Origin of the sequence: Paraburkholderia hayleyella, from assembly GCF_009455685.1 — a bacterium.
Classification (GTDB): domain Bacteria; phylum Pseudomonadota; class Gammaproteobacteria; order Burkholderiales; family Burkholderiaceae; genus Paraburkholderia; species Paraburkholderia hayleyella.
The window spans coordinates 1647761-1660564 of record NZ_QPES01000001.1 but is presented as its reverse complement, the minus strand read 5'-3'; the positions used below and the strand labels follow the sequence as shown (position 1 = coordinate 1660564).

Annotated in this window: 11 protein-coding genes; 4 read left to right on the top strand and 7 right to left on the bottom strand. The window is 63.7% G+C overall.

Going from position 1 to position 12804, the window contains the following annotated elements:
• Positions 1 to 48: 48 nt before the first annotated feature.
• Positions 49 to 1485 (top strand): cardiolipin synthase, encoded by a 1437-nt coding sequence (gene cls, locus GH657_RS07490; protein ID WP_153100124.1) that lies wholly within the window; start codon positions 49 to 51, stop codon positions 1483 to 1485.
• A gap of 112 nt (positions 1486 to 1597) precedes the next feature.
• Here the strand turns inward: cls and GH657_RS07485 are convergent, their stop codons facing one another.
• Positions 1598 to 2098 (bottom strand): glutathione peroxidase, encoded by a 501-nt coding sequence (locus GH657_RS07485; RefSeq protein ID WP_153101679.1) that lies wholly within the window; start codon positions 2096 to 2098, stop codon positions 1598 to 1600.
• Between the two features lie 143 nt (positions 2099 to 2241).
• Here GH657_RS07485 and GH657_RS07480 point away from each other — a divergent pair, with 143 nt between their 5' ends.
• Positions 2242 to 4185 carry an ATP-binding cassette domain-containing protein gene (locus tag GH657_RS07480; RefSeq protein WP_153100123.1) on the top strand — a complete coding sequence of 648 codons (1944 nt, stop codon included), beginning with the start codon at positions 2242 to 2244 and terminating at the stop codon, positions 4183 to 4185.
• 92 nt (positions 4186 to 4277) lie between these two features.
• On the opposite strand, the gene radA is transcribed toward GH657_RS07480, so the two are convergent.
• On the bottom strand, positions 4278 to 5654 hold the full coding sequence (radA, locus tag GH657_RS07475; RefSeq protein ID WP_153100122.1) for a DNA repair protein RadA: 1377 nt from the start codon (positions 5652 to 5654) through the stop codon (positions 4278 to 4280).
• Between the two features lie 137 nt (positions 5655 to 5791).
• On the bottom strand, positions 5792 to 6862 hold the full coding sequence (gene alr / locus GH657_RS07470) for an alanine racemase (protein ID WP_153100121.1): 1071 nt from the start codon (positions 6860 to 6862) through the stop codon (positions 5792 to 5794).
• A 346-nt stretch (positions 6863 to 7208) separates the two neighbouring features.
• Between alr and lplT the strand changes: the two genes are divergently transcribed.
• Complete coding sequence (gene lplT, locus GH657_RS07465) at positions 7209 to 8516, top strand: lysophospholipid transporter LplT (RefSeq protein ID WP_153100120.1); 1308 nt, start codon at positions 7209 to 7211, stop codon at positions 8514 to 8516.
• A gap of 16 nt (positions 8517 to 8532) precedes the next feature.
• A complete protein-coding gene (gene thiD, locus GH657_RS07460) occupies positions 8533 to 9339 on the top strand; it encodes a bifunctional hydroxymethylpyrimidine kinase/phosphomethylpyrimidine kinase (RefSeq protein ID WP_153100119.1) in 807 nt (268 codons plus the stop codon).
• A gap of 34 nt (positions 9340 to 9373) precedes the next feature.
• Here thiD and GH657_RS07455 read toward each other — a convergent pair whose 3' ends face one another.
• The 4 genes from GH657_RS07455 to tsaB are packed head-to-tail and all read right to left on the bottom strand — an operon-like array spanning position 9374 to position 12742.
• Positions 9374 to 10423, bottom strand: a complete 1050-nt coding sequence (locus GH657_RS07455) for a DUF1853 family protein (RefSeq protein WP_153100118.1) — start codon at positions 10421 to 10423, stop codon at positions 9374 to 9376.
• A 12-nt stretch (positions 10424 to 10435) separates the two neighbouring features.
• Positions 10436 to 11461 carry a uracil-DNA glycosylase gene (locus tag GH657_RS07450; protein WP_153100117.1) on the bottom strand — a complete coding sequence of 342 codons (1026 nt, stop codon included), beginning with the start codon at positions 11459 to 11461 and terminating at the stop codon, positions 10436 to 10438.
• A complete protein-coding gene (gene rimI, locus GH657_RS07445; RefSeq protein ID WP_174769905.1) occupies positions 11448 to 11951 on the bottom strand; it encodes a ribosomal protein S18-alanine N-acetyltransferase in 504 nt (167 codons plus the stop codon). The genes GH657_RS07450 and rimI overlap by 14 nt, the downstream gene beginning before the upstream one ends.
• Entirely contained in the window at positions 11948 to 12742 is a 795-nt protein-coding gene (tsaB, locus tag GH657_RS07440; RefSeq protein ID WP_153100116.1) for a tRNA (adenosine(37)-N6)-threonylcarbamoyltransferase complex dimerization subunit type 1 TsaB, read from the bottom strand. Before tsaB ends, rimI begins: the two co-directional genes overlap by 4 nt.
• Positions 12743 to 12804 lie beyond the last annotated feature (62 nt).

The window sequence follows — 12804 nt, the reverse complement described above, 5'->3', positions numbered from 1 at the left end:
CTCCGAGCGCCCTGCCGGCGGCATGTTTCTGGAGGTTCCGGCACGCCTATGAAATACGATTTGCTTCATCTCGCCCCGCTTGTGGCACTCGCGCATCTGCTTGGGATGCTCGCCGCCTGCCACGCCATCTTGCACACCCGCACCTCGCAGGGCGCTGTCGCCTGGGCCGTGTCACTGGTCGCCATGCCTTACCTGACGCTGGTGCCGTATCTGTTTCTCGGACGCAGCCGCTTCACCGGTTATGACGACGTGCCGCACGCCGGACGCGAAACCTTACGCTGGCAGCAGCATCAGGACGAATGGAGCGCGCATACCTCCACCTTCGGCCAGCCCGCCGCCGATCTCGGCCACTCGCTGGTACGTTCGCTCACCCGCCTGGCGGGCATGCCCTTTTTGAGCGGCAATTCAGTGCGCACGCTCGTAAACGGCGAAGCCACATTCAGCGCGATCTTCGAGGCCATTGCCGAGGCGCGCCGCTACATCATCGTGCAGTTTTTTATCGTGCGCGACGATGCGCTCGGCGCGATGCTCAAGGATGCGCTGCTGGCACGTGCCGCGGAGGGCGTGCGGGTTTACTTCCTGTACGACAGCATCGGCAGTTTCGATCTGCCGCATAGCTATATCGCGGCGTTGCGCGCAGGCGGCGTGGAAACCCATCCGTTTTCGACGCGGCGCTTCGTCAACCGCTTCCAGCTCAACTTTCGCAATCACCGCAAGATTGTCGTGGTGGACGGCAAGCGGGGTTTCGTTGGCGGGTTGAATGTCGGCGTCGAGTATCTCGGCGCCAAACCACCGCTCTCTCCCTGGCGCGATACCCATATTGAAGTGCGCGGCCCAGCCGTCGCGGCGATCCAGGTGATTTTCAGCGAGGACTGGCATTGGGCGACACGCCAGCAGTTGTCATTCGAGCCGAGTGCGCCCGATGACGTGAGCGGCCCGATGCACTGTCTCGTGATGGCCAGTGGCCCGGCGGACCAGCAAGAAACCGGCTCGCTCTTTCTGGTCGAAGCGATCAGCGCCGCCCGTGAACGGATCTGGCTCACCACGCCTTACCTGGTGCCGGATGAGGCGGTGTTTGCCGCGCTCCGGCTGGCGGTATTGCGTGGCGTGGACGTGCGCATCCTGATTCCGTGCCGCCGTGACCATCGGGTGGTATTCGAGGCATCGAAGCTCTATGCCTTCGATTCCGTCTGTGCAGGGGTACGGATTTTTCGCTATCAGCCAGGCTTTTTGCACCAAAAAGTGATCCTGATCGACAGCGTGGCGGCGGCTATCGGCAGCGCCAATCTCGACAACCGCTCGCTGCGGCTGAACTTCGAAATCATGGTGCTCACGGTGGACCGGCATTTTGCCGCTGAAGTCGAAACGATGCTGCTGCATGACTTCAGCCAGGCGCTTGAAATCAATTCAGATGAATATCGCAAAGCCCCTGGCTGGCGGCGCATGGCGATGCATCTGGCGCGGCTGTTTGCGCCGCTGTTGTGAGGGCACCGGGATGATGAGGGCCAAGGGCGGCCGGACTTGGGCTCCCCTGGCTGTCTACCCTGATTGTCTGACTGGGCGGTGACGCCAACCCTCTCATGCCCCCCACCTTCTCCTACAAGCATTGCTCAATATCCACCGCCAGCGCCTCCGGTTTGGTCAGCGGCGCATAGCGCGTAATCACCGTCGCATCGCGGTTAACCAGAAACTTGGTGAAATTCCACTTGATGGCTTCGAGCCCCAGCAAGCCGGGGGCTTCTTGCGTCAGATAGCGGTACAACGGATGCGCATGGGCCCCATTGACCTCGATTTTGTCGAACAGCGCAAACGACACGCCATAGTTCTTGGCGCAAAAGCTGCCGATTTGCGCGGCGTCACCCGGCTCCTGTTTGCCGAACTGGTTGCAGGGAAAAGCCAAAACCGCCAGACCGCGCGCCGCGTAGGTGTCGTGCAGTTTTTGCAGCCCCGCGTACTGGGGCGTAAAACCACACTCGCTCGCGGTGTTGACAATCAGCAGCACCTTGCCGCGGTACTGCTCGAGGTTGACCGTCTCGCCGCCCAGCGTGCGGGCGCTAAAAGAATAAATGGGCGAATCAGCAGAAGATGTAGGGGGCATAGGGGACATAGGGGCTCCGGAAAAACGTCAGTCTAGGGTAAAAAAACATGTACGACATTCGGCCGGATGGACGAGACCCAATGGCTAGTCGCGGCCTGTTGCCGCGCAGTCTAAAATAGCGCTTTTTCCAAGTCGGCCTTCCTGTGATCCGTTTTAGCCAGTTCAGCCTTGCACGCGGCACCAAGCCGCTCTTCGAGCACACCACATTTGCGCTCAATCCTGGCGAAAAAGCCGGTCTTATCGGCGCCAACGGCGCGGGCAAATCCACACTCTTTAGCGTGCTGCTAGGTGAGCTGCACGCCGATGCGGGCGATTTTTCACTCCCTCCCTCGTGGCAAATCGCCCACGTCGCGCAAGAAACCCCAGCCGTCGAACAAACCGCGTTGGCCTATACGCTCGACGGCGATGCCGCATTGCGCGCAATCGAGGCGCGCATCGCGGCGGCCGCCGCCGCGCACGATGGCGCGGCCGAGGCCGAAGCCCACACGGCCTTCGCCGATGCCGACGGCTACACCGCCCCCGCCCGCGCGCAAACCTTGCTGCTGGGCCTCGGCTTCACGCTCGAGCAAACCCTTGAAAACGTGAGCCAGTTTTCCGGTGGCTGGCGCATGCGGCTCAATCTGGCGCAGGCGCTCATGTGCCGCTCGGATTTGCTGCTGCTCGACGAACCCACCAACCACCTGGATCTCGACGCCATCGTCTGGCTGGAAGATTGGTTGCATCGCTATCCCGGCACGCTGATCGTGATCTCACACGACCGCGAATTCCTCGATTCGGTCTGCAATGTGACGCTGCATCTGGAACAACAGCAGATCAAACGCTACGGCGGCAACTACTCACAGTTCGAAATCCTGCGTGCGCAGCATCTGGCGCTCCAGCAAAGCGCTTATCAAAAGCAGCAAAAAACCGTCGCTCATCTGCAAAGCTTTATCGACCGCTTCAAGGCCAAGGCTTCCAAAGCCCGCCAGGCGCAAAGCCGGATGAAGGCGCTCGAAAAAATGGAACTGATCGCGCCCGCCCACGCGGCCTCGCCCTTCACCTTCGAGTTCCGCACGCCCGACGCCGCGCCCAATCCGATGCTGGTGCTGGAAGATGTCCGCTGCGGCTATCGCACCGAAGACGGCGAGGTGCCGATCGTCGAACAGGTCACGCTGTCTATTCAGAACGGTCAACGGATCGGCCTGCTGGGCGCCAACGGTCAAGGTAAATCGACCCTCATCAAAACGCTGGCGGGCACGCTTGCGCCGCTCGGTGGCGAGGTGCGCGCAGGCCGTGGCCTGCGCATCGGCTACTTTGCCCAGCACCAGCTCGAAACCCTGCGCCCGGCCGAATCCCCGCTGCAACATCTGGTGCGGCTCGCGCCGGATACGCGGGAGCAGGAACTGCGCGACTTTCTCGGCAGCTTTAATTTCTCCGGCGAAATGGCCACCAGCGCCATCGCGCCTTTTTCAGGCGGAGAGAAAGCCCGGCTCGCCCTCGCGCTGATCATCTGGCAAAAGCCCAACCTGCTTTTGCTCGACGAGCCGACCAATCACCTCGATCTCGAAACGCGGCACGCCTTGACCATGGCGCTGGCGCAGTTCGAAGGCACGCTGATCCTGGTGTCCCATGACCGCCATCTGCTGCGCGCCACGACCGATCAGTTCATGCTGGTCGCCCAGCACCGCCTGCAGCCGTTCGACGGCGATCTCGACGATTATCGTGACTGGCTGCTGCAACACGCGGCAGCACAGCGGGCGGCGCTCAAGGCGAGCGGCAGCGGCTTGAGCGCCGCGAACGCAAACGACGTGGAGACGGGCCCGAAGCGCAAGGAGCAACGGCGTCAGGACGCTCAAACGCGGCAAAAACTGGCGCACCTGAAAAAACCCTTGCAAAACCGGATCGGCAAAATCGAAAAAGAAATGGACGCGCTCAATAGCGAGAAAACGATACTCGACGGCATCGTGGCCGATCCCGCCAGTTATGAGGCGGAGCAGAAAACCCGTCTGACCGAAACCATCCGGCGCCAGGCGGACATCGCCTCGCGGCTGGAAACGCTCGAAGCTGAGTGGCTTGAGATCCACGAGGAACTGGAACAAATCGGCTAACGAGCAGGCGGCCAGGACGGCCCGGGCTTGCCCCCTGCGGTACCCTGCCAGCCGAAGGCCAAACCCAAGCAGGCCCCAAGCGGGCCGCCACGCTATTCGAGCGCCCGAACCCGGTCGATCGCCTGCTCGATGCGCTCCACGGCGATCACCTGCAAGCCCTCGATCGGCTGCTTCGGGGCATTCGCCTTTGGAATCAGCGCCTGCGAAAACCCCAGCTTGGCGGCTTCCTTCAGACGCTCCTGGCCGCGCGGCGAGGGCCGGATCTCGCCCGCCAGCCCGACCTCGCCAAACACCACCAGCCCTTTGGGCAGCGGCTTGTTGCGCATTGATGAATGGATCGCCAGCAGCACCGCGAGATCGGCGGCGGGCTCGGTGATCTTGACACCGCCCACGGCGTTCAGAAACACGTCCTGATCGAAGCAGGCGATACCCGCATGCCGGTGCAGCACCGCGAGCAGCAGCGCCAGACGGTTTTGCTCCAGCCCCACCGCGAGACGCCGCGGGTTCGGCACATGAGCCGTATCGACCAGCGCCTGAACCTCGACCAGCAAGGGCCGCGAACCCTCCTGGGTCACCAGCACGCAAGAGCCCGGCACCGGCTGCTCATGCTGCGACAAAAAAAGCGCCGAGGGGTTGGTCACGCCGCGCAAACCGCGCTCGGTCATCGCAAACACGCCCAGTTCGTTGACCGCGCCAAAACGGTTCTTGAACGCACGCACCAGGCGAAACGACGAATGCGTATCGCCCTCGAAGTACAGCACGGTATCGACGATATGCTCGAGCACGCGCGGGCCCGCGAGATGCCCTTCCTTCGTCACATGGCCAACCATGATGATCGCCGTGCCGGTTTGCTTGGCGATGCGCGTCAGTTGCGCCGCGCATTCGCGGACCTGGGCCACCGAGCCTGGCGCCGAAGTCAGGGCTTCGGAATAAATGGTCTGGATCGAATCCACCACTGCCACGTCGGGGCGTTCGGCCACGAGGGTCGCCTGGATTTTCTCGAGTTGAATCTCGGCCAGCAGTTTGAGTTCGCTGGCTCCCGAACCCGGATCGAGCAGCGCCAGCCGCTGGGCGCGCAAGGCAATCTGCGCCGCCGATTCTTCGCCGCTGATATAAAGCGCGCGGCGTTCATGGGCGATTTCACCGAGCGCCTGCAGCAGCAGGGTTGATTTGCCAATACCGGGGTCGCCGCCGATCAGCACGACGCCGCCTGCTACCAGGCCGCCGCCTAGCACCCGGTCGAACTCGCCGACCCCCGTCGAAAAGCGCGGCACATCGGAAGCCTCGATATCGGCCAGCCGCTGCACCGGCGCGCTTTTGGCGAGCGACTGGAAGCGATGCGCCGCGGGCGATTCCGCCACGCCTTCGAGCAGCGTGTTCCACGCGCCGCAGGCCGCGCACTGGCCTTGCCACTTCGGCGCCTGGGCGCCGCATTCACTACAGGTATACAAAGTCTTCGGTTTGGCCACGCATCCGTCCTGTTACTGCTTGCTGTCTATTAATAATTGCGATTAATTGCGGCCTGGTACTGATTGCCTGCCAATATCAGGTGAATACCAGGCCAATACCTGCCAACCCTTTCCATGCTGGCGATGCCCGTGCGCGCTTACGCTCCCCGCATCGGCACCCGCGGCGCGACAGCGCACATCAGCTCGTAGCCCACCGTGCCGCACGTGTTCGCTACTGTATCGATGGGCAGCGACGGCCCCCACAGCTCAACCGGCGTGCCGACATTGGCCGCCGGACACGGCGTCAGATCCACCGTCAGCATATCCATCGACACCCGGCCCACGATCCGGGTCAGCACGCCATCGACCATCACCGGCGTGCCCTCTGGCGCCATGCGCGGGTAACCATCGGCATAACCGCAAGCAACCACGCCAAGGCGCATCGGCCCCCGCGCCGTGAAGACCGAGCCATAACCCACTGTCTGGCCCGCGGCCAGGGTCTGGATCGCAATCAGCTCGGAGGCCAGCGTCATCGCCGGTTGCAGCCCGGTGTCCCTGATCGCCGCGTGAAGACCCGAAGGCGAGGCGCCATACAGCATGATGCCTGGGCGCACCCAGTCGAAATGCGACTCGGGATGCCACAGCGTCGCCGCCGAATTGGCGAGACTGCGCGCCCCGGCAATACCTTGCGCGCCGCGCTCGAACACCGCCAACTGCCCGGCGATGCCGCGCTCGCCATCCGCATCGGAAAAGTGACTCATCAACGTGATCTGCCCCACCCCCTGCGCCGCGCGAGCCCGCTCCCAGGCGGCGCGGAAACGCTCCGGCGTATAGCCAAGGCGGTTCATGCCGCTATTCATCTTCAACTGGATATTGACCGGCTTCGACAGCCGCGCCAGCTCAAGCATGCGCAGCTGTTCATCCGAATGGAGCGTGGTGGTCAGGCTGTAGCGGTCGATCACGTCGAGATCGGTCGTGCGGAAAAAGCCTTCGAGCAACAGGATCGGCCCGGCCCAACCGAGTTCGCGCAGTTTCACGGCTTCGTCGAGATCGAGCAGGCCGAAGCCATCGGTGGCGCGCAAGCCAGGAAAGACACGCGCTACGCCATGCCCGTAAGCATTGGCTTTGACGACTGCCCAGATTTTCGAGTTCGGCGCAAAGCGGCGGGCGACAGTGAGGTTGTGGGCCAGTGCGGCTGTATGGATCGTGGCGGAGAGCGGGCGAGGCATGAGGTGGACGGGTCAGAAAGGTAGAAAAACAATAAAGAGAAAAACAAAAGACAGGAAACACGAAACAACGCACAAAACAACGCACAAAACAGCGCGCGAAACAACGGCATCAAGCTAAAGCACTCAATAAAGACACTTGTGAATCAGGAACTTATCTGACCCCAAGCGGGTGCCGGGACGCCTGGCGCCTGGCAGAAGGCAATCTGCCGAGGCAAGACAGCGGGCCGAGCCCGCCTATTTTCATGATATAAAGCCGTGCGCACAACCCATTTCGAACGGAATACGCCCCGACGCCTGGCTCTCTGGCCAGCGCCGACGAGCCGTAGCGAGGACAGCATCGCATCAGATGAAAAAAGGTTTTTACACCATCATGGCCGCGCAGTTTTTTTCGTCGCTGGCCGACAATGCGCTTCTGATCGCCGCCATTGCCCTGCTGAAAGATCTTCACGCGCCGAACTGGATGACGCCGTTGCTGAAGCTGTTCTTCGTGCTCTCCTACGTCGTGCTGGCGGCCTTTGTCGGCGCTTTCGCCGACTCTCGCCCGAAAGGGCACGTGATGTTCATCACCAACACGATCAAGATCGCTGGCTGCCTGACCATGCTGTTCGGCGCCCACCCCCTGATCGCTTATGGCATCGTCGGTTTTGGCGCAGCAGCCTATTCGCCCGCCAAGTACGGCATTCTCACCGAGCTGCTGCCACCTGACCGGCTGGTCGCGGCCAACGGCTGGATCGAGGGCACCACGGTCAGTTCGATCATTCTCGGCACCGTGCTGGGCGGCGCGCTCATCAACCCGCATATCGCCGCGCCTATCCTCAAGCACCACATTCCATCGGTGAACTCGCCCGCCGAAGCCGCGATGCTCGTCATCATGGCCATTTACATCATCGCGGCGCTCTTCAACCTGCGCATTCCCGATACCGGCGCGCGCTACCCGAAACAGGAACGCGGCCCGATCAAGCTCATCACCGATTTCGCCGACTGCTTTACTGTGTTGTGGCATGACAAGCTCGGGCAGATCTCGCTGGCGGTGACCACGCTGTTCTGGGGCGCGGGGGCCACGCTTCAGTTCATTGTGCTGAAGTGGGCGGAGGTTTCGCTAGGCATGTCGCTCTCCGAGGCGGCCATTTTGCAGGCCGTCGTGGCCATCGGCGTGGCGGCGGGCGCGATCATCGCCGCCGCGCGCATTCCCCTGAAAAAATCCCTGAGCGTGCTGCCCGTTGGCATTGCGATGGGGGTCTCGGTGATGCTGATGGCGTTCTATACCCGCGACCTGTTCCCCGTGCATTGGGGCGTCTACTATGGCCGCATTCATGTGCCCGGCTATCTGATCCTCGCCTATTTTTTCCTGATGATCGTGGGCGGGCTCTCGGGCTTTTTTGTCGTGCCCATGAATGCGCTGCTGCAGCATCGCGGCCATGTGCTGCTGTCAGCGGGACATTCGATCGCGGTGCAAAACTTCAACGAAAACCTCTCCGTGCTCGTGATGCTGTGCCTGTATGCGGTACTGGTCTGGCTGGAGGTGCCGGTCTCGCTGGTCATCGTGCTGTTCGGCACCTTCGTGTGTCTGATGATGTGGCTCGTGATGCGGCGTCATCAGGCCAACCAGCGGCTGCACGATTCCGTGGCGCTCATCGGCGAAGCCAAACATTGACCGGGTTGTCCTTCTCATGAGGCAAGCGCTTCCCCACGTCCTGACCATCGCCGGCTCGGATTCCGGTGGTGGCGCGGGCATTCAGGCCGACCTGAAAACCTTCTCCGCGCTCGGCGCTTACGGCGCGAGCGTGATTACCGCGCTCACCGCGCAAAACACGCGCGGTGTCAGTGCGATCCATACGCCCGATGCGGCTTTTATCAGCGCGCAGATCGACGCGGTGTTCGACGACATTCGCATTGATGCGGTCAAGATCGGCATGCTGGCTAACGCGTCAATCGTGCGGGCGGTGGCCCGCGCGCTCGAGCGCTACCGGCCCGCGCATGTGGTGCTCGACACCGTGATGATTGCGAAAAGCCAGCATGCGCTGCTCGCACCCGACGCCGTCGCGGCATTGCGTGACGAGCTGCTGCCGCTGGCGACCCTGCTGACCCCCAACCTGCCCGAAGCCGCCGCCCTGTTAGGCACGCTCAGCGCCACCGACGAAGCCGCCATGCGGGATCAGGGCGAGGCGCTGCGTGCGCTTGGCGCGCAAGCGGTACTGATGAAAGGCGGGCATCTGCCTGCCCCCGACAGCCCTGACTGGCTCATCGAGGCGCACGGCACATTGCGCGTGGGCGGGCCGCGCGTTCCGGTGCGCAACACGCATGGCACCGGCTGTACCTTGTCCGCTGCCATCGCCGCGCTGGCGCTCCAGCACGAAACGTTGGCAGAGGCCGTGAGCGCGGCCAAAACGTATCTGACCGGTGCGCTGGAACACAGCACGCGGCTGGAGGTCGGCCATGGCGTCGGCCCGGTGCATCATTTCTACCGGTGGTGGTAACAGGTAGCGGCGGGCCCGTGGGCGCCGTGGTGATTTACGCCAGCGCAAATGCCAGCGCCTGCTGCGGCCAATCATTGGCCACCACAAAACCTCTTGAGATTTCGCGCTGACACCCCGCCTCATCGACACTGAATAGCGCCACCAGCACGGGGCTGTTCTGCTGGGTGAAGAACGCGGCCAGCGCGTCAATTGTCATGAAAGCCGTTGCGCTCGCAGGATCGGAGGCGAACACATCCGCCGCCTCACGGCGCGGCGCGAGCCATTCCAGACGCCGCAACATGCGCCACCGGCCGCTCTGGCCTGAATGGCTGACCTGTTCCGCCAGGCCCATCGCCCATGCATGCCATTCGGCGCGCGTCACCCACCAGCCGCGCGCATGCGCGGGCTCGAGCGGCTCCGGATCAGCGGCCGCCTCGCCACGGCGATAAAACAGCCAGCCTTTCACCAGCATCTGTTGCCGCCACGGCCCGGCGTAGCCCAGCGCCCTGAAAGCTTCATGCTCGCTGAGCGGCAACTGATGTCCGAGCAAATGGGCCAGCTTGCGATCAAAGCGGTCCTGCAAGTTCGGGCCGACATAATCCATCAACTGCAAACGGCCGGTTTCGACGTGGAGATAGCACTTGACGGCCAGCTCCCAGTGCAACGGCTCGCCGCGCGGCGAATGCAGCAGGAAGTCGCATTCGCCGAGGGTCACGCCGCCACGGCGCAGCGTCACGTTGGCGGCCACGAGGCGCAGGCCCGGCCCATGCTGGAAATACCAGGCGAGCAGGTTTTCCGCGTAATGACCTAAACGCGGACCTAAACGCGGCCCCAACCGCGGCCCCAACCGCGGACCCAGGCGCCGACCCGGCAGCGAACCACGGGTCTGATCCATCGCTTCATGCAAGGCGGGGACGCCCGTTGCATCGAGGGCATGCAGCCAGTCCAGCGTACCGGCGGCAGCAGCGGGTGTTTCGAATAGCGTAGCGAGGCTGACAGCCGGAGCGCGCAGCAAGCCTGGGCTAAACAGCAGCCACGCCAGATCGCGCAGCAGCGGATCACGCAGGGTATCCAGCGTGTCGGGCGCGACGGGTACGTTGGGCATGCCCGGCGGCTATCAGGGGTTGGATGCGGTGGCGATACGCCGCCAGGTCTCGCGCGCCAGGCACAAATCCTGCCAGGCGCGTGCTTTCTCGGGCAAGCTGCGCAACAGGTAGGCCGGGTGATAGGTCACGATCACGGGCACACCTTCGTAGTCGTGCACCCGGCCGCGTAGCGAGGCAATGCTCGCCGTGCTGCGCAAGAGCGTTTGCGCCGCGAAACGGCCAAAGGCGACGATCAGCTTCGGCTGGACCAGCGTCAGTTGGCGCTGCAAATACGGCTCGCAGCGCGCAACCTCATCGGGCTCGGGGTTGCGGTTGCCAGGCGGGCGGCATTTGATCACGTTGGTGATGTAGACGTTGGTGTCGCGCGCGAGCGCCAGCGAGTGCAGCATGCTGTCGAGCAGCTTGCCCGCCTGGCCGACGAAGGGCTCGCCGAGACGATCTTCATTTTCGCCAGGCGCTTCACCGACCAGCATCCAGTCCGCGTTGCGGTCGCCCACGCCAAATACGGTATGGCGGCGTTTTTCGCACAACCGGCAGGCTTCGCAGTTGGCCACGCGTGCGCCGAGTGCATCCCAATCGAGCCGCGCCACCAGGTCTCGCCCGGTTTCCGTGGCAAGCGGCGCTTCGCGGCGAATATCGGGCGTTGCGGGCGTTGCGGGCGTCGCGGGTGTCGCGGGTGTCCTCGGCGTCGGCGGTGTTGCGGGCAAATCATCGAACCACGCGTAAGCATCGCTGTCGTCAGGCGGCGGCGCGATGACCGGCCCAGGCGGCGCGGCGCGTGTCGGGCGAGCGGCGCTGCGGGCAAGTGGCACGCCGTCCATCGTGGATAGCACGTCGGCCACAGTGGCCACTGTGGCCGCAGATGATGGCGGCGCTAGCGGCCCAGCCATGGCGTCACCTCCGGCAGCACGGGCGACAGAGGCTTCAGCGGACACCTCCGCCACACGCGGCTCATGCCCCCTTAGGCGCCAGCATGGCGCGAGCCCTAACTCTTCCAGCGCGAATTCAGCGAATTCAGCACATTCATGCAGCGCCATCTGCGCCCTCTTCTGTCTGTGAAATCAGTGAATAACGCATCACAATCGCATCCTCCCGGCCAGGGGGGCGGGCCGGATAATAGTTTTTACGGCGGCCAATCGAGACAAAACCAAAACGCTCATAAAGCCGGATCGCCGCCTGATTGGAAGGCCGCACCTCGAGCAACAGGCTGGCGAGCTGCTCGCTGCGCGTCACGCGGACCGCCTCAAGCAGCAGCGCGAGCCCGAGCCCCCCGCGCTGCGCCGTGGGCGCGACACAGAGGTTGAGCAGATGCATCTCGTCCACCACCGGCATCAGCACGCAATACCCCAGCAAGGTTCCCGTGACGTGACGCAGGCAAATTCCGCGATGGCCACTGCGCAGTGAATCCGTGAAATTGCCCCGGCTCCACGGAAATTCATAAGCAGCGGTTTCGATGGCCACCACTTCGTCCAGATCAGCCAGTGTCATGGACAACAGGTAGCGCTCCATGAGCCGTGCCTCGCTCACGCGTCACCCGGCCGCGCCTGCCCGGCTTTGGCTGCCGCGCGTTCGGCGCTGGTCTGTGCCACCTTGTTGCGAATGTAGTCGGGCCTCGCTTCGGCGGCGGGTACGCTGCGCCCCGCTTGCCAGGCGCGTAGCGCGGCGAGCGCGAGTGGCTGCGCATGCGGCAGCGCGGCGTGATCCACCTCGCGGGCCTGTGCTGCCGCCGCCAGACGCGCGCCGAACACCGCCGCGGCATTCCCTGCCAGCGTGAACGGTACCTCGGGCAGGCTCAGGTGCCCTGGCGCATCGAGCGCGGCCGGATGCACGGTGAGCCACTCGCCAGAAGGATCGTCCCACGCGTAGTCGGCCCAATAGACCTCGTCCATCCGGGCATCAAGCGCCACCAGCACGCGCGTGGCGGCCGGATCGCGCAAACGTGCGCTTTCGGCACAGACCAGCAAGGTGCTCACGGGCACCACGGGGCAGTTCAGGCCAAAGGCCAGCCCCTGGGCCACGCCGGTCGCGGTCCGCAAGCCCGTGAACGAACCCGGGCCGGCCCCCAACGCAATCGCCTGGCACGCCGCGAGTGGCAACTGGGCTTCGTCGAAGAGTTCGCGGATGGCGGGCAATAGACGGGCGCTAGACACGGCGCCGGTGGCCTCGTGGCGTAACCACAAACGCGGTGGCGGCGAAGCCTGGCCCGCCGCGCCGGAGCGGGCGGATTCGACAGACCCGGTGGACAAAAGAGCGACCGAACAAAATTCGGTCGAGGTATCGAGTGCGAGTAGCACGGTTTGAGTCGGGTTTTGCTTCATGGGCGGTATTGTAATGCGAGGTTTCGTCCCGCTCGCGGGCTTCTTCAGGGGGGCAAGCACAT